6 protein-coding genes are annotated in these 18,800 nt (G+C 71.2%); 2 read left to right on the forward strand and 4 right to left on the reverse strand.

Annotated features, from left to right (window positions below; all coding sequences use genetic code 11):
- Nucleotides 1-4: 4 nt before the first annotated feature.
- The 4 genes from EP7_RS10545 to EP7_RS10560 all read right to left on the reverse strand — a co-directional run bounded on the left by EP7_RS10545 (nt 5) and on the right by EP7_RS10560 (nt 16,791).
- Nucleotides 5-1,192 (reverse strand): 3-oxoacyl-ACP synthase III, encoded by a 1,188-nt coding sequence (locus EP7_RS10545; RefSeq protein WP_463527812.1) that lies wholly within the window; start codon nt 1,190-1,192, stop codon nt 5-7.
- Complete coding sequence (locus EP7_RS10550; RefSeq protein ID WP_463527813.1) at nt 1,189-8,178, reverse strand: beta-ketoacyl synthase N-terminal-like domain-containing protein; 6,990 nt, start codon at nt 8,176-8,178, stop codon at nt 1,189-1,191. Before EP7_RS10550 ends, EP7_RS10545 begins: the two co-directional genes overlap by 4 nt.
- A gap of 135 nt (nt 8,179-8,313) precedes the next feature.
- Nucleotides 8,314-15,132: an SDR family NAD(P)-dependent oxidoreductase gene (locus tag EP7_RS10555; RefSeq protein WP_463527814.1), complete on the reverse strand. Its 6,819-nt coding sequence runs from the start codon at nt 15,130-15,132 to the stop codon at nt 8,314-8,316.
- 63 nt (nt 15,133-15,195) lie between these two features.
- Entirely contained in the window at nt 15,196-16,791 is a 1,596-nt protein-coding gene (locus EP7_RS10560) for a PfaD family polyunsaturated fatty acid/polyketide biosynthesis protein (RefSeq protein WP_463527815.1), read from the reverse strand.
- A gap of 566 nt (nt 16,792-17,357) precedes the next feature.
- On the opposite strand from EP7_RS10560, the gene EP7_RS10565 reads away from it, so the two are divergent.
- Both EP7_RS10565 and EP7_RS10570 read left to right on the forward strand, forming a co-directional pair.
- Nucleotides 17,358-17,582 carry a hypothetical protein gene (locus EP7_RS10565; protein WP_463527816.1) on the forward strand — a complete coding sequence of 75 codons (225 nt, stop codon included), beginning with the start codon at nt 17,358-17,360 and terminating at the stop codon, nt 17,580-17,582.
- Between the two features lie 110 nt (nt 17,583-17,692).
- Nucleotides 17,693-18,778 (forward strand): DUF1559 family PulG-like putative transporter, encoded by a 1,086-nt coding sequence (locus tag EP7_RS10570; RefSeq protein WP_463527817.1) that lies wholly within the window; start codon nt 17,693-17,695, stop codon nt 18,776-18,778.
- Nucleotides 18,779-18,800 lie beyond the last annotated feature (22 nt).

The following is an 18,800-nucleotide window of genomic DNA, read 5'->3' on the forward strand; positions in this document are numbered from 1 at the left end:
ACCATCACCACTCCAGCCCGAGCATCATGCAGTTCAGGCCGCTGCCGATGCCGAGGAAGCCGACCCGGTCTCCGGGTCGGAGGAACTCACGTTCCTCGGCCAAGGCGGCGGTCAGGGGGAGCGACACCGTGCCGATGTTGCCCAGATATTCGTAGGTCGAGAAGTCTTTGGAGGCGTCGATGCCCAGGGTCTTCAGCACCGTCTCGCGGTGGCCCGAGCCGACCTGGTGGCAGATCACCTTGTCGACCAGCTCCTTGCGCCAGTCGAGCCGGCCCATCAGGCGGGACCAGGTGCGCTGGCCCAGCTCGACTCCGTGCTTGAGGACGGCCACCGAGTCGGTGGTCATGTACTGGCTGAACTGGCGCGCGGCCAGCGGCATCACGGTCTCCAGCGTGCGGGCGGCGATCGGCATCACCGTCTCGTAGCCGCGGGTGGCCAGGGGCATGACGGTCTCGATACCGCGGGCGGCCATCGGCTTCAGGGACTCGATGCCGCGGGCGGCCAGGGGGGCGACGACCTGCTCGATGCCCCAGCGGCAGAGCGAGTGATGCTGCGGGGCGGCCTGGGTGGCCCCGCCGACGAGACGCCTGCGGTCGCGGTTGGAGAACGAGCCGTCGGTGAGCAGCACCGCCACGGCGCCCGAGCCGCCGGTGAGGGTGGCCAGCGACGTGCGGAACATCTCCATGCTGCGGGTGTGCAGCATCCGCTCGATCATGATGTCGTTGATCTCGCGGGAGGTCTCGCACGAGACGACCAGGCCGGCGCGGGCCTGCCCCAGCTCGATCCGGTTGGCCACGTCGACCATGCCGTTGAGCACGCCCAGGCAGGCGTTGCTCAGGTCGTAGACGGCCGTGTCGGGACCGACGGAAAGGCCGGCGGCGACCTTGCAGGCGGTGGCCGGCTCGAACATCTCGCGGCAGACGCCGGCGTAAATCAGGACGTCCAGGTCCTTGGCCCGCACGTCGCAGTTGTCCAGCGCGTGGCGGCCGGCGGCGATGGCGCCGTCGGAGAGCGAGTAGCCTTCGTCCCACCAGCGGCGTTCGGCGATGCCGGTAAGCGCCTGGAGCTGCCCCTGCGGGATGCGCAGGGCCTCATACAGGGCGCCCAGGCGAGCTTCGAGCTCCGCGGTGGTGACGACCACCGGGGGGAGCTCGTAGCCGATCGCGTCGATGTAGACCTTCGAGTACTTCATCGAGCCTCAGCCTCCAGCAAGCCCGCCGTGAATCGGCCCATCTGGTAGATCAGGCGGCCGTCGACCCCGAGGAGTCCGTCGGCCACCAGCAAGTGGCGTTGGTCGTCGACCTCGATGACCGTCGCCTCGGTCGTCATCAGGGTGTCGCCCGGCACGACCTGGCCGCGGTAGACCCAGCGATGGGCCTCGGCAGGGCCGGCCGACAGGAAGACCGTCGACGGGTCGACGCCCCAGCGTTCCGCAGCCATCAGTTTAAGGAGTTGCAGGAACGATTCCAAACCCAATGACCCGGGGACCACCGGGTCCTGGTGGAAATGGGCCTTGAAAAACCAGGCCGAGGGGTCCACCGGCTTCTTCCCGCGGATGTAGCCCAGTCCGGCCGGGCCGCCATCGGCGATCAGGTGCTCGACCCGGTCGATCATCCGCCACCGATCATCGGGGAAGGGGGCCTCGCGCGGATAGTCGAACGACTTCGATCGGGCCAGTTCGGCCTCGGTGGGCTGGTAGAAACTCGCCTCGCGGAAGCCGACCTGGTTGGCCAGGGCCTGCTTGGCGAAGAACCCGAAGTAGGTGTCGCCTTCGTAAACGACCTCGCCGCCGGAGGTCGTCATCCGATAATCGTAGTGCTGGATGATCATCCCGCCCGAGCTGGAAACCTTGGTCAGCGTGACCTCGGTCGTCATCGTGCCGACGTGCGGGGTCACCTCGATGAGCTGGCGGGCCTGGCCGCCGAGGTTGCGGAACGAGAGGTCGACGTCGCTGGTGAGCGCCGACCCGACGTAGGCGGCCAGCCAGCCGCAGGGCTGGAGCGCGGCCTCAAGCAGCACGCAGAAGGGCATCAGCGGCTGGCGGTCGGCCGAGAAGTACCAGGCGTCGGCGGGGACGTCGTACTCGGCTGTGGCCCCGGCGCCGGCGACCATCGCCCAGGGTTCCCCCTTGGTCGAGATCACGCGGTCGAGGAACTGGTAGGGTGGACCCGGAAGCCGGGCGATGACGCGGCCCTCGTCGAAGATGCGGTAAGGGGCGCCGAAGGCCTCGGAGGGATTGCCGATGGCGAAAGCCCGGATGCTCGCGGCGTCGTAAACGGGTGGCTGGGGGCTGGCTTCGGGCGTGACGACGAACTCGGGGCTGGCCTGTCGGCCGGCCCAGGTCGCTTGCAGGGTTTCGAGCGTCAGGCCCTCGAACCGCAGCGACATGTCGGTGATCTCGACGATCGGCTTGCCGTCGGCGTACATCAGGGCGTCGACGATGGCGTAGGGCTCGGGGCCGTAGCCAAGCTCCTTGATGGAGACCTCGTAGGTGACCATCCGGGTCGACTCGATGACCTGGCCCCGGCACTTCAGGCGGCTGGCGATGCCCGGGACGGGCCCGCACGTCACCGCGTCGTGCTCGCCGACCCAACCCATGCGGGCCAGGTAGATGCGCAAGGTGTGCAGGCAGCACTCGAACATGAGCGTGCCGGGCATCACGCGGTCGTCGACGAAGTGGCAGGTCATGAACCAGTCGTCGGCGTGGATGTCGGCCTCGCCGCGGATCAGGCCAAGTCCGTAGGTGCCGCCGGCCGGGTCGATGCGCTCGACCCGGTGGACCAGGGTCATCGGCCCGCCCGGCAGGCGCTGGGGCTCGGCCAGGGGGAGCCCGTCGAAGGCGGGACCGAACGCGGCGGCCAGGTTGCCCAGCCGGAGCGCCTCGACGCGGTCGGCGTCCAGTTGCTCCAGGGCCATCGGCACCAGCGGAGGCACGGTGCCGCCCCGGCCGTCGGCGCGGGTCTTCGCTTCGAGGGTGGACCGGACGATCCCTTTGCCGGCGGCCAGGGCCTCGGCGGTGAAGAAGCCGGCGCAGCCTTCCTGCATGCTGAGCAGCGGCTGTCCCCCGACAGTCGCCTCGAACCGGAACCGGAACAGCCAGGTGTCGGCCTGGCGGAAGAAGCCGTCGACGTGGATGTCGTAGTGGATCACCTCGCCGACGCCCGGCAACGGGCGGTGGAACGTGACCACGGCGTCCAGCAGCCGGTAGACGGCCAACCCTTCGGTGATGAAGTCGATGCCCAGGAAGCCCGACAGGAACAGGTCGGCCTGGCCGGCTTCCACGGCGATGCAGGTCGGAATCCGGCCGCCGTCCAGATACCACATCCCGGGGTGGATGTCGTGCTCGGTGACGACCCGTCCCGAGGTCATCGACCGCGGCTCGCCGTCGATCTCGAGGATCCGGTCGACCAGCATCAGGGGTTCATCGGGGAGCCTGACGCGAGTCGGAAAAGCGTCGACCTCGGCAAAGTCGGGGCCGAGCACGTCGCCGATCCGGCCGATCGCATAGGCCAGGCATTGCGCCCGGTCGAGCGCCCGGGGGACCTGGCCCGTGGCGATGTCGAGCGGAGCGGGTGAGGTGACGACCCTTGTGACGGCTTCCGATTCGTCCTCTAGATCCGGGTAGGCGGGCAGGCTCGCGGCGGCGGGATTTCCGGCGAGGGCGTCGATGAGGGTCATCTGGAAGGCGATCTGGTCGGCCATCGTGCGGGCCAGGTCGCCCGAGGCCCGGAGGTAGGCGGCATGGGCTTCGCCGCGTGCGGCCTCCGCGGCGAAGAAGGGCTGGCCAACGACCGAGTCGTCGAAAGTCGGCATGATCGCGGGCTCGGTCCAACGGTACGACGGGACGGCCGGGCTCGGGCTCTGTCCGTTGCGATGCTGGGGAGGTGCGTCGGTGGCCATGTCGGGCAGCTCTCGGGGCGGCGTCTGTTCCGCGTAGGCGGGCGTCGGCTTGAAATCGACGGTCTCGGGGAGCGAGGCCGCCAGGGGCCTCGGCTCGGCCGGCTTCGGGCGGGCCGTGGGCGGTTGCGGCGGGAGGCCCACCGTTGAGCGGAGGCCGGGTACCTTCGCTTCGACATGGGCCGCGTCGCCGTTTTCACGCGTCGCTGAGGCGGGAACGACCGACGCCGTCTCGATCCCGCGACCCTGCGCCAGGCCCTCGGGCGGGTCGAACGGGGCCCCGCCGATCGCGACCTGGATCGTCCGGCCCGGCTTGGCTTCGTTTTCGGGGGTCGTCTCGGTCGAACCATAGAGCGAGGTCAGGTCGAGCGGAACGCGCTCGGCGATGAGGTGGGCGAGGCCTTCGAGCAGGGTGGCGACGGCGTCGTGGCCGGCGACGGCAAGGGGGCGGGCCATGTGGGGAAGGTCGCCCAGGATCTCGCCGATCATCCGGCTGCACGACGAGCCGGGGCCGATCTCGACGAAGACGCGATGGCCGTCGTCGTAGGCGCGGCGGATCATCGCCGGGTAGTCGAACCCGCGCAGGGCGTGCTCGGTGATGGCGTCGGCGGCCGAGTCGCGGTCGGGGATGTAGGGCTCACCGGCGGCGCTGATGTAGAAGGTGACGCCCGGCGGCGGGGTCGTCTCCAGCAAGTGCAAGGCGCGATAGGCGTCCTGGACGGGCGCGAGCAGCCCGCAGTGCACGGTGCTGACGGCCGAGAGCAGGACGAAGGGGCCGCCGACGCGTGCGATCACCTCGCCGACGGCCCGGCGCTGGCCGCCGATGACGGTCTCGCGCGGCGTGTTGGCGATCAGGCGGTAGACCCGAGGGATGCCGACGATCGCGGCGTCGACGGCCTCGGCCGGCTTGGGGATCACGCCGGCGACCCAGTCGACCGGCTCGTCGGGGCGCAGGTTCCAGACCAGGCGAGCGGCGTTGCAGGGGCCTGCCAGGTCGTCGCGGAAGAGGCTCGACTCGCGCAGCCGCCGCCAGATCAGGTCGCGACCGGTCCAGGCATGGGTGGCGAAGAGGCCGGCGGTCTCGCCCAGGCTATAACCGACGACCGCGTCGGGCCTCAGCAGCGGGGCGATCAGGTCGGCCACCATCGCGCCGAAGGAGACCTGGCCGAGGATCGGGGCCCGGTGGTCGTCGAACTGCGGGGGGATCGCGTCGGCCCAGAAGAGGTCGGGCGCGAACTGGCCTTTGAGGTGCACGCTGCCGGCATCCTGGCCGCGCAGGGCCTCGGGCCAGTGCGCCGCCAGGTCGCGGCCCATGCCGGCGAAGTGGCTGCCCGAGCCCGGGAAGACGAACGCGACCTTCGAGCCGCCCAGCGGGTTGGCGGGGTCCGAGGCGACGAAGACGCGGCGGCCGGCGCGGTCGCGAGATGACGGGGCAACCGTCCCCTTGTCGACCGACGCGACGGATCGGGCCAGGTCGGCGGCGTCGGCCGCCACGATCGCCACGCCCAGCGTGCGGGCCGGGTCGTTGGGGTGCATCCCCCACCAGCGGCGCGCCAGGGCCTCGATGGGTTCGTTTTGCCGGGTATCGGCCAGGGCGTAAAGCTCGTCGAGCCGGGCGCAGAGGGTCTGAGGATCGTCGGCCTCGACGGCGAAGAGGCCGAACGGGCGATCGCCCAGGGGCTGCGGGCTGGGGGCGGCCCGATTCGGCCCTTCATAGCCTTCCAGGATCGCGTGCAGGCTGGTGCCGTCGGTCCCGGTCGCGGCCACCGCCCCGCGGCGAGGGCCGTCGGCGCGGTCGCGGAGCCAGAACTGAGGGGCCGGCGAGGCGGCGGATTGGCCGACCTGGCCGGGAATCATGTCGTGCTGCAACCCGGCCGCGAGCCGGGCCAAACCAACCAGGCCGGCGGCGGCCCCGGCGTGACCGAGGGTGGCCACGGCGTCGCCCTGCATTCCGTGGAAGAGGACGGGCTCGGCGTCGGCGCGTTCCAGATAGGCGAGCGCCGTCACGTCGAGGCCGGCATCGGCGCAGGCCAGGGCGAACGAGGTGCGGGCGGCAGCGGCGCCGGGGATGACCTCCTGAGGCGAGCCGCCGCAGGCGGAACCGACACCCCGGACGACGGCCAGGATCGGGTCGCCGTCGCGCTCGGCGTCGTCCAGCCGCTTGAGGACCAGGGCCACGCCGCCATCGGCGGGGGTCGTCCGATCGGGGTGCAGGGCTGCGGCGGCGAGGGCGTAGCGGGGGTCGCCGGCGAAGTCGACCGCACCGACGAGGGCCTCGTCGATCTCGCCTCGGCGCAGCATGCCCGAGGCGACTTCCAGGGCTCGCAGGCCCGAGGTCTCCTCGCTGGAGACGGTGAAGCTAGGGCCGCCGGCGCGGAACTCGCGGGCGATCCGGCTGGCGACCAGCCCGCCGAGCGCCCCCATCGTTCGATTGGCCGACAGCGGAGGGCCGAAGGCGTCGCGCAGCCGACCCGCCCAGGCGACCACGCCGGCCTCGTCCAGCCCGAGCCCGAGCTGTTCGTTCCAGCGCCTGGCCTGCGGCAAAAGCCACCACCGCACATGATAGTTCGTCGTATTCAGGTCGAGCCCAAGGCCGACGAACACGCCGGTGCGCAGCCTGGGGGTTCCGCGTTGCCAGCCGGCCTCGGCGATGGCCTCGCCCGCCAGGCGCAGCAGGAGCGACTGCTGCGGCAGCATCTCCTCCAGCTCCAGGGGCGGGATCCGGAAGCGGTCGGCGGGAAGCTCCAGCGTCTCCAGGTAGTAGCCGGCCGGGGCATCGGCGATCCCCCACCAGCGTGCGGGCGCGGCGGGGCCGGCCTGCGAGCCGCCGCCGAGGGCCCGCACCCGGAACGCTTGTGTCGTGGCGCAAGGGCCGACTTGTGCGGCCAGCGAGACGATGGCCAGCGGCACGCCCGGCTTGACCTTGGGCCTGGGCCGTGGGACGAACGGCCGCGCGGGGGGCCGCCACTCTTCCAGCAGGATATGAGCGTTGATCCCGCCGAAACCGAACCCGCTGATGGCGGCCCGGCGGGCCCGGCCGGCGGTGCGTTCGGGCCAGTGTGCGGACTCGGCCAGCACGCGGAACGGGCTCGACGGGTCTTCCAGCGGTTCGAGCGGACTGGCGAAGTTGGCGGTGGGGGGGAGGACGCCGTGCTCGAACGACTGCAAGACCTTCAGGAGCCCGGCCGACCCGGCGGCGGTGAGTGCGTGGCCGATATTGGATTTGACCGACCCGATGATGCATCGGCCCGGCTTTCCTTTCTCGCCGGCCCAGAGCTCGCGCAGGCTGGCCAGCTCGACCGAGTCGCCCAGCGGGGTGCCGGTGGCGTGGCACTCGATCAGGTCGACGTCGCCGGGCGCCCAGCCGGCGTTCTCATAGGCGGCCCGCATGGCGCGGAGCTGGCCCTCGGTGCTGGGGGCGAGCAGGCCGCCATCGACATCGTTGGACAGGCCGGAGCCCGCGACCACGGCGTAGATCCGATCGCCCGCCGCGACGGCGTCGCCGAGTCGTTTCAGGACGAAGACGCCCGCCCCTTCGCCGACCACCAGGCCGTCGCCGCCTGCGTCGAACGGCCGGGGGTGGCCGCCCGGGGAGAGGGCCCGCAACTGGGCGAACCCCATCTGGGTGTACAGCGGGTCGGGCCGCGAGACGCCGCCGGTGAGCATGACGTCGGCGCGGCCCGAGGTCAGCTCGTCGGCCGCCAGCTTGAGCGCGTACAGAGACGACGCGCAGGCGGCATCCAGCGTGTAGGCGGCCCCCTTCAGGCCCAGTGATTTCGCCAGCATCCCCGCCGGCAGGCCCGCGGCGAACGCGGCGCGGGGGTCGACATCGGCCTCGGAATCGGCCGGTAGGTCCAGCGATTCGGCGAAGGCGCGGCCGAGGGTCTGACGGGCCAGGGCCGAGGCGCCCTCGGTGGGCAGGACGATGTGGCCCAGGATCACGCCGACGCGAGTCGGGTCAATGCCGTCGGTCTTCGCATCCCGCCAGGCGGAGCGGCCGGCGTGCAGGGCCAGCCGCACGGAGACGTCCAGGGGGCCGGCGAACTCGGGGTCGAGGCCCTCGGCGTTCACGAAGCCGGCGCGGAGGCTGGGGACGCGGTCGGGGGAGACGGGGCGCGGGTCGTGGGCGTCGCCGGGCGCGAGCGCCCAGCGGCCTTCGGGGACCTCGGAGGTGGCGTCGATGCCCCCCGAGACGATCTCCCAGAACTGCCCGAGGTCGGGGGCGCCCGGGAAGATGGCCCCGACGCCGACGATTGCCACCCGTTCCGCTGCTGCTGCCATGCTCGACCGTCAATCCTTGGTGCGCGTTGATGCTGGTCCGACGAACAATCGACGCCCGGGAACAAGGTGGGGGACGACGGGGCCGCGTCTCGCCTCGGAGCCGGCCCCCCGTTTTCCCCGGGGAAGTGGGCCGTTCTAGCGGGCGTCGAGCCGCGCGGGGCGGTTCTTGCGGAATGCGTTCTGGAGCGAGGCGTCGATGACGCACTCGTATCCTTCGATCCGGGCGACCGGCTCGCCGGCGCCGTCGAGGAAGTCGATGTCGGCGGTCGCGCCGTGGGCCGACGACCGGGTGACGCGGGCGACAAGGGTCACGCCATCGGGCGGGAACGCCTTGCGGAACTGGCGGTAACGGCCGACCACCGTCGGCAGGCTGGCAGCCCCTCGCAGCTCGTGGCTCCAGAGGATCATCAGCTGGAAGGCACAGTCCAGGGCCAGGGGGTCGGTCACCCAGGCGGTCCGCAGCGGCTTGTCGAGCCACTCCGAGGGGGCCGGCGAGGTCGACGACCGGGCCACGGCGCCGGCCTCGTTGCAGGCGTCGATCTGCTGGATCCCTTGCAGCTCGGTGCCGTGGAACAGGACGTCGCGGTAGAGCGTCCGAGCGGTCCAGGCGGTGGGCTTGCCCGCGGGCAGGGGGCCGGCCGGGCCGGGCAGCGGGGCGCGGTCGCCCAGCACTACCTCGGCGCGGGCGTGCAGCACCTCGCGGCCGTCGGCCAGCCTGCCGCGCAGCTCGGTCGGCACGATCGAGAGCCCGTCCTTGCGGATCGCCTTGCCGGCGAGCACACGGACGGTCTCGGGCCGGTCGTCGCGGAGGATGACCCCCTTCAAGAGCCGGAACTCATCCACCCCATGCAGCCCCAGGCCGGGATGCCGGTGCATGGCCCCCTGGACGAGCCATTCCATGACCAGGGCCATCGGCAGGACCGGCCGGCCGTCGAGGACGTGGGCATCCAGGATCGGGATCGCCTGCACGCTCACCGGCCGCTCGAAGACCGCCGCCATCCCCGCGGCCGTCGCCGGCGCAGGCTCGATGGCCGGCGCCTCGGAGGTCGCGGGCGTGGCCTCGATCTCGGGCCGCAGCGGCGTGGTCGGCGGGGCCGAGCCGGGCCCCAGGATGACGACCTCGACGGGCCGGGGGGCGGCCGATCGCAGCTCATCCACCAGATAGGCCGACCCTGCTTCGAGCGGGATCAGAGCGACCCCCTCGGCGGAGAAGACCCCCTTCAAGGCCGGCGTGACCATGCCGCCGTCCCAGGGGCCCCAGTTGGCCGAGACCACGCGGCAGGAGGGGCGACGCCACTGCTCGACGCGGGCCAGCTTGTTGAGCGACTCATTCGCCGCGGCATACGCGACCTGTCCGGTCCGGCCGAGGCGGGCGGTGGTCGACGAGAAGACGACGAGCACCTTCAGGTCGTCGCCCCGGGTCGCATCCAGCAGGGCGTTCAGCCCCTGGACCTTGGTGTCGTAGACGCGGGCGAACTGGTCGTCCGTCTGGTCGACGATCGCGCGATCGGCCAGGACGCCGGCCCCGTGGATCAAGGCTCGGACGGGGCCGAACCTGGATCGGACGTCGTCCAGGATCGAGGCCACGGCGGCGGAGTCGCGGACATCGGCCGCGTAGTAGGCCGCCTCCGAGCCGGCTCGGCGGATCCGGTCGAGGTTGGCGGAAACCTCGCGATTGGCCAGGATCGCGCGGACCTCCTCGCCCACCTGCCTGAGGTCGGCCTTGCCCTCGGCCCTGGCCAGCATGGCCCGCTTGATGGCGGGCTCGTCGGCCAACCCGGCCAGCCATTCGGGCTCGGCCTCGGGGGCGGCGCTCCGGCCGATGACCACGATCGTGGGCCGGCAAGCCACGGCAAACGCCAGGGCCACCTCGGCCGTGACGCCTCGAGCACCACCCGAGACGACCACCACATCGCCGGCTTCCAGGGGCATCGAGGCCCCGGCCTCGACGGACAGCGGGGCCGCGATCAGGTCGAGGGCCGACCGGCCGGCCGAGGACAGGCCGACCTCGACGGGTCCGTCCAGCGTCAGCTCGTCGACGATGGCCTCGGCAACCTCGTCGTCCGATCCCAGGTCATGCGCGGCGTCGATCGCGCGGACGCGGACGTCGGGCCATTCGCGGGCGGCCGTCTTGACCAGGCCGGCGAGCGCCCCGCCACGCCCCGATTCCAGGCCGCCCGGCCCGAACCCGAAGGCGCCATCGAGATGGCAGACGGAGGCCAGCACGCCGCCGGTCTGGCGGAGCGAGGGGCCGGCCTCACGCATCAGGCGGAATGCATCCTTGATCGCGGCCGTGTCGTCGTCGGACTCGCCCGCGAGCAAGATCAGGCCCTCGACCTCGCCGACCGACCCGGGGCGGACCAGCCTGGACCGGAGCCCTCGGGCTTCGAGCCGGCGCACCAGGGAGGCGGCCAGCGGCGAGCCGTCGTCCATCACGCCGAAGTCGGAGCCCGATCGAAGGGACCTCCGTTCGCCGGCGGCGATCCGGGCAACCGTGGGAAGAAACCGCTCGATCGCGGGGCCCGAGACCGCGACTTCGACCGGCCTGGCAGCCTCGGCGGCGACTGGCGCCGGCGTCTCGTCCGCGGTCGGGCTGCCGACCAGGAACTCGACGATCTGCTCCAGGGTCCGCAGCGAGCCAACATGCTCCGAGCCGATCGCGGCGGCATCGGGCAGGCGTTCTTGCAGCGCCGAGAGGATCTCGACGCGCTTGATCGAGTCGATGCCCAGGTCGGCATCAAGCTCCATCGACGGCTCAAGCACGTCGGCCGGATACCCCGTCTTCTCGGCAACCACGGCCATCAGGGCCGCTCGAATCGTCGCGGCATGATTCCCCGAAGGTGTGGGGGCCTGGACGGGTGCGGACACCGGGGACGCCGTGGCGGGAAGGGTCGAGGCGAGATGCTCGACAATCTGGCCCAGGGTCCGCAGCGAGCCGACGTGCTCGGAGCCGATGGCCCCCGCTTCGGGCAGGCGTTCTTGCAGCGCCGAGAGGATCTCGACGCGCTTGATCGAGTCGATGCCCAGGTCGGCGTCCAGTTCCATCGTCGGCTCAAGAACGTCGACCGGATACCCCGTCTTCTCGGCGACGACCTCCATTAGGACGGAGAGGATCGACGACGAGGATGCCGAGGTCGCGGAGGGGGCGGCGGGAGTTTCGGCGGGGGCCGACGAGGCGAGATCGGCGACGAGGTGGTCGATGATCTGGCCGAGCGTCCGCAGCGAGCCGACGTGCTCCGAGCCGATCACGCCCGCCTCGGGCAGCTTCTCCTGGATGGCGGAGAGGATCTCGACGCGCTTGATCGAGTCGATGCCGAGGTCGGCATCCAGCTCCATCGACGGCTCAAGAACGTCGACCGGATACCCCGTCTTCTCCGCGACGACTTCCAGCAAAGCCCGCTCAATCGCATCGCGGCCCATGCCGGCCGGCGCGGCGGGCTGAGGAGCGACGGCCGCAGAACGCGGGGCGACAGGCGCGGGGCGGGGTGCCTCGACGTGTGCGGGGGCCGGGGCCCTGGTCGCGACGGGAGCCGGTCGGGGCGCCTCGAACTTTGGCGCGATCGGGGCCGGCGCGGGGGCGGGCCGTGCGATCGCCTGCTGCGGCGCGGGGGTCGGGGCGGGACGAAGGGGTGCGTGGGTAGGCGTGCCGGTGGCCAGGCCGAGGGAAGCGAGGGCCAGGGCCTGCTGCTGACCGAGCAGGGTTTGCAAGGTGCGCTGGGCCGTCTCTTGCCCTTCGAGGAACTGGCGATGCAGCCCGGCGGTCTGCTCGTTGAGGCGTTGCAGCCCCACCAGGTTCGCCTGCGCATCGCGCAAAGCCTGGCCCAGGAGTCCGGCAACGGCCGGGTCGGCCGACGTGGCCTGGCGTGCGGGCGGGGCGGGGGCCGCCGGGGTGTCGCGATGAGTCATGGTGTCGTCGGAGGTGAAGTGGCCTCGGCCATTGGTAGAGGCCGGCCCTGGTTGTGCGACGCCCCGGGGTGGGGCCTGCGGCGTGACGTTCGGGGCGTGGACGGGCAGGGGGCCGGGCGGGGTCAAGACTGCCCGTGCGGCCGGGGCCTGAATTGGTACGGCAGGGATAGGGGCCTGGACAGGCGGGGCCTGTTTTTTCGGCGGGGTGGGCGGCCGCTTACTGGGCTTGGCGGTCGCGTTGGCGCCACTCACCTTGACGGTCAGGCCGGCGGGCCTGGGCGGGGCGGCGGCCAGGGCGTTGGCCGGCTCATCCCAGCGGTCGAGCTTGAGCGGATGGCCCAGCGCGGCCAGGCCGGCGAGCGTCCGGGACAGGTCGAGCAGGCCGCCGCGGGCTCCCTTGCTGGCGTCGAGGGCGAGCGCCGCGTGGTCGGTTGTCTCCAGGATCGCCGAGACCAGGCCGGTCAGGACGGCGCCGGGGCCGACCTCGACGAACGTGGTGATCCCCAGGCCGGCCATCGCGCGGATCTGGGCCACGAACTCGACGGGCCGGGCGAGTTGATCGGCGAGCAGGGCGCGGGCCTCGGCGGGGTCGGCCGGGTACTCCGCGGCGGTCGAGTTGGCGAAGACGGGCAGCAACGCCGGGGCCAATTTCACCGCGTCGATGGCCAGGCGGAACGGCAGGCTGGCGGCGGCGACGAACCGGCTATGGAAGGCCGCCGCCACGGCCAGCGGGCGGGTGGCGATCTTGCTCGCCTCGAACAGCCGGGCCGCCCGCGCGATGGCCGACGCCGGGCCCGAGAGCACCGCCTGCTTGGGTCCGTTCTTGTTGGCCACCACCACGTCGAGCCGCTCGCGGGCCAGCACCGCCTCGACCTCGGCGAGCGGGCCGAGCACCGCGAGCATCGCGCCCGAATCGCCCTCGCCCGCGTCGGCATTGCCGGCCTCGGCCATCAGTTCGCCGCGCTTGCGGGAGAGGGCGAAGAGGGCCTCGGCCGAGATCCGGCCGGCGGCATGCAGCGCGGGCAGCTCGCCATAACTGTGCCCGGCCGCGGCGTCGGCCTTCACGCCGAAGCGGTCGAGGATGGCGAGCATCCCCAGGCTGATCGCCCCCAGCGCCGGCTGCGCGGTCTCGGTGGCACGCAGGGCCCTGTCATGGGCGGCTCGGCCATCGTCGTCGAAGGCGGGCTGGGGGTAGATCGCGTCGGAGAGCCGGTCGGGGCCGCCGATCGTCCGGTCGCCCAGGTCGAGGACGCGGGCCATCTCGGGGAAGAGGCAGGCCAGCTCGCGGGCCATGCCGACGTATTGCGCCCCCTGACCGGGGAAGAGCATCGCCAGCTTGCCGGGCTTCCCTTCGCCCAGGTAGGCCCCCTCGGGGGCGACGGACAGGCCCTTGCGGGCGGGACCGGCCAGCAGCTTGCGGCCGGCCTCGAAGGCACGAGGCAGGTCGGCGGGGGTGGCCGCGATCGCCAGCCGGACCGGGGCGTCGGGCTTGAACGAGGCGCGGGCGCGAGCGGCCTGAACACGCAGGGCGTCGCCTTCAAGGCCGAGCGGCCAGATCTCCAGGAGTGAGCCCAGGGCCTCGCGGGTGGGCGCCGAGAAGGCCAGAAGCTGGACGCCGCCGTCCCAGGCGACCTCGGCGTGATCGGGATCGGCCTCTTCCATCACGCAGTGGAAATTGCTGCCGCCGAAGCCGAAGGCGCTGACGGCCGCGCGTCGCGGGTGGCCCTCGCGGGGCATCCAGGGGCGGGCCTCGGTGTTCACGTAGAAGGGGGACGCGCCCGGCAGGGCGTCGGCCAGCGGACGTGTGACCTTGGCCGTGGGGGGGAGCACCTTGTGGTGCAGCGCCAGCGCCGCCTTGATGATCCCCGCCGAGCCCGCCGCCGCCTTGGTGTGGCCGATCTGCGACTTCACCGAGCCCAGGGCGCACCAGGTGGCGTCGTCCTTCGCCTCGCGGTACACGGAGGCCAGCGCCGACAGCTCGATGGCGTCGCCCACCTTGGTCCCCGTGCCGTGGGCCTCGACCAGCTCGACCGTCTCGGGGCTGATCCCGGCCTCTTCATAGGCACGCCGCAGCGCCCGACTCTGACCGGCGGCGACCGGCGCGTAGACGGCCCCGCCCTTGCCGTCGGACGACGTGCCCATCCCCCGGATCACCGCGTAGATCCGGTCGCCGTCGCGTTTGGCATCGGCCAGCCGCTTCAAGACGACCACGCCCAGCCCTTCGCCCAGGATCGTGCCGTCGCAGCCGGCGTCGAACGGGCGGGCGTCGCCGGTGGGCGACATGGCCGGGGTCTTGCTGAAGCACATATACATGAAGATGTCATTGAACGTGTCGAGCCCGCCCGACACGGCCAGGTCGGTGCGGCCCGAGGCCAGCTCCAGCATCGACAGGTGCACCGCGCCGTGGGAGCTGGCGCAGGCCGCGTCGATGACGCAGTTGGTGCCGTGCAGGTCGAGCCGGTTGGCGATCCGGCCGGCGGCCACGTTGCCCAGCAGGCCCGGGAACGAGTTCTCCTGCCAGCCGACGTAGCCCTCGCCGATCCGCTCGACCACTTCCTGCGCCGTCGCCTCGTCGACCCCCGAGTCCTTCAGGGCCTTGCGCCAGAGCGGGTGGCCGAGGCGGGCGCCCAGCGGGATCACCAGCTCCAGGGCGCCCGTGACGCCCAGGATCACGCTGACCCGGGCACGGTCGAACTCGCGCCCCGCGCCATACCCGGCGTCGTCCAGCGCCCGCCTCGCGGCGTACAGGCCGAGGAGCTGGGTGGTGTCGGTCGCATCCAGGTTCGCGGGCGCAATCCCGAACTCGAGCGCGGGGAAGTCGACCGGCGAGAGGAAGCCGCCGCGATGGGCGTAGGTCTTGTCGGGCGACTTGGGGTCGGCGTCGAAGTAGTCCTCAGGCCGCCAGTGCGAGGGGGGGACCTCGGTGATGGCGTCGACCCGGTTGCGGATGTTCGCCCAGTAGCTCGACAGGTCGCCGGCCCCGGGGAACAGGCAGCCCATGCCGATGATCGCCACCGGGACCTGGGGGGTTGATTCGGCCGGATTCAAGGGTTCGAGTCCTTACGCGTGGGGCTGGCTCAGGCGATGCGGCGGGCGGCGTGCGGGGTTGACTCAGGGCAGGATCAACGGATCCAGATCGGCCGGTTCAAGCGGGACCAGCCTCGGCGTGCCAGTCGGCGGCGCCAGGCCCTGCGCGGCCAGCGACCGTGCCCGCTGCAAGACCGCCGCGCCGTGGAGGATATTCAGGGAGGCCGGCAAGATCCGCCGGGCGGCGGGCGCCTCCAGCCAGGTCCCGCGCACCCAGTCGTTGAACGCGGCCATCGCGGGCCCGCACCAGACCTGGTAGTCGACCGCGCGGGAGGCGTCGCCGGCGTTGGCCCAATGCGACGACTGGCCCAGATACCAGCGGAAGACCAGCGCCATCTTGTGCCGGGGGTCGCGATCGGCCCGCTCCACCTGCGACGGGTCGCGCACGGCGAAGAAGGCCTTGGTCTGGACCCAGACGGCGTCCAGCGGCAGCCGGAAGATCGTCTTCTCCAGCGTCGCCCGCTCGGCGGCCGGGATCGCCTCGATCGAGTCGTACGCGCGATAGGCCTCATACAGCTTGGCCGCCCGCATGGCGAAGAGGGTGCCCCGCTTGAGCACCTGGAGCTTGATGCCCATCTCGAACATATCGGCGGCCGGCGCCATGGCGATGTCGGCCTGGCGGGCCTCGGCGAGCATCGTGCGGACGGCGTCGGACGTGCCCGACTCCACGCACGACTGGCTGACGCTACCGATGACGAGATAGGCGGCCCCCATCGCCAGGGCACCCGCAGCCGACCAGGGGGTCGAGATCCCGCCGGCCGCGCCGATGCGCGGGACCTGCGCGTAGCCGTGCTGGGCCTGGATCCGGTCCCGCAGGGCGAGCATCGTGGGCAGCAGGACGATCGCGGGCTGGTTGTCGGTGTGCCCCCCCGAGTCGGCCTCGGCCGTGATGTCGGCGGCCATCGGAATCTCGGCCGCCATCGCCGCCTGCTCGGCCGTGATGTCCCCGCGATTCACAAGCTCCGCCAGCAGCTTCGGCGGCGGCGGCGCCAGAAACTTGGTGGCGACCTCGACCCGCGAGACTTTGGCGATCACCTTGTTGGGAGCGACCACGCGCCCCGAGGCGTCGCGCCGCAGGCCCGCCACCCGGTAGCGGACCACCGGGAGCGTCAGGTCGAGATAGGCGCTGGCTTCCACGAGCCGGATGTTGCGCCTGAGGTAGAGGTCGACGACCGCGGCCTCAAGCGTCGGCTCGCCCGGGCTGTGGATCAAGTTGAACCCGCGCGGCACGGAGGCGTCGAGGTTGTGCTCGAGCCGGTCGATGGCGGCCTCGACGGCCGGGACGGGCAGGCCGGCCGCGCCGAAGATGCCGAGCATCCCGCCGCGGCCCATCGCCTCGACGATCTCGGTCGAGCCGATCCCGTTGGCCATCGCGCCCGAGACCATCGCAAAGCGCAGGCCATGCTCGCGGAGGAAGGCGGAATCGCCCAGGTTCTCTAGCGGGCAGGGGGGAACGAGGCCCAGGACCCTATCGCCGTCAAGGGTTGCGGCGAGCCCGGCCGGCCAGTCGACCTCGACGAACTCGGGGCCGCCCGGGCGTTCGACCGCGACGAATCCGGCGCGCACGCGGGCAAGCGCTCGTTCCAAAGTCTCGCCCTGAGTCGTCGGTGCCACCGTCATCAAGCCGCTCCACCGCCGCCCCTGTTGCCGACCTCGACCTGACCGGGCCTCACGGCGGACGGCCTCGGAACGTCCTCAAACGGACACCCCCGGCCGCCCGGCTCGCCGACCATTCCGCGATTCGGCCGCGTGTCAGGCCCCGGGGGTGGGCTCCGTTATAGAATATGGGGGGGAGCCAGTGCAACACGGGCCGTCGTCGCCGTCGCCCCGGCCTCGTCGAAAAATCCTGAGATGGGGCTGCCGTCGGGGGGGCGGAAAACGCCTATGCTATCCGCTCCGATGACATTCGTTGATGCGTTTTTGCAACACGATCGCGAATTCCCGCCGAGGCCCGACGAGGGTATTGACGTCTGATGAGATTGGTTTTATCGTCACAGATCTATCGCCACGTTCCTCGGCCTCGACTTGTCTGAGGCCACCGCCAGATTCGTTTACCAGACTCGAATTTGAATCGGTGCTCGACAGCGCCACGATCGGGCGATCGTACGCGCTTAAGTCGGCCGGCGGGACGTGAGTGTGGGGGTCCGCGCCTGGACCCCGAACTCCATTGCCAGGAGATGACTCTCGTGAGACGTGCAAACGTCACCCTCGCGGCGACCCTCGCGGTCGTAGGCACTCTTATGCTCGGAGGTTGCGGATCGGCGGAGAACGACGGCGGGAAGATCGACCTCTCGGAGCAGTACATCACGACGCCGAAGACCCCTCCCAAACCGGTCCCGCTCGAGAACCTCAGCCCACTTCAGAAGCGGGCTCGCCGGGCCGCAGAAGCCCAGGGCAAGACAGACAATTAATCGTCTCCGCCGGACCGATCGTCGGAGTCCGATCGGTCCACCCGTCATTCCTCCGTCCGTCGCCATTCATCTCTCGTACGCAGATCCTCAAAAACTCGGAGACGTCCGCCATGCCGGTCCATGAGACGCGGAGCAAGGCCGTTCGGGGGTTCACCCTGATCGAGCTGCTGGTCGTGATTTCCATCATCGCGGTGCTGATCGCACTGCTGCTGCCCGCCGTCCAGTCGGCGCGAGAGGCCGCTCGGCGCATGCAGTGCGTCAACAACCTGAAGCAACTCGGGTTGGCGACCCACAATTATGAGTCGAGCGTCGGCTCGTTCCCCATGGGCGACCACAAGGGCCGCAACTATAACGGCAACTACATCCGCCAGAATTTCGGGCCCTTCGTGGCATTGACCCAGTTCATCGAGCAGGGCCAGGTCTACAACGCCCTGAACTCATCCCTGCAGATGTATCTGGCGCCGAACAGCACGGTCAATGCGATAGGCCTGACCGCCCTGTGGTGCCCCAGCGACATCAACGTCACTCGTCGTTACCCGGGCAACAAGGACGACGGCTGGGATGAAGCGCCGCAGCCGATGTGCTACAGCAGCTACGGTGCCAACACCGGCCCGCTCATCTACCATCCGAACCGCGGCAATAGCGGCTGGTCCGGAACCGGCACCCTGCTGCCGCAGATGAACGGCATCTTCTCCTACATCGGCGCCGCCGCCTACGGCGACACGGGCACCAGCGTCTCGCCGACCCGGCTCTCGGGCATCACCGACGGCACGAGCAACACCATCCTCTACGGTGAGCATTCCTACGGCCGCAATGCCATGGGCAACACCGACGGGCCCGACGGCCCCAACTGGTGGTCCTCGGGCGACTATGGGGACACGACGTTCTCGACGTTCTTCCCGCCCAACTATTTCAAGAGCTGGACCCAGTCCCGCGCGGTCGGCGTCTACTACTTCCCCCGCGGCGAGAACATCTCCAACACCTCGACCAGCTTCCACCCCGGCGGCTGTAACTTCGCCATGTGCGACGGGTCGGTCCGGTTCATCAAGGACACGATCAACTCCTGGAAGCCCCTGGCCATCGGCATCCCCTCGGGCGCCGAGACGCCTTACAACCTGAACGGCCAGACCTACGGCGTGTATCAGGCCCTCTCCACCCGCAACGGCGGCGAGATCGTCAGCGCCGACGCGTTCTGATCCGACGCACTCACGCCGAGGG

The organism is Isosphaeraceae bacterium EP7, from assembly GCA_038400315.1.
Taxonomy (GTDB): domain Bacteria; phylum Planctomycetota; class Planctomycetia; order Isosphaerales; family Isosphaeraceae; genus EP7.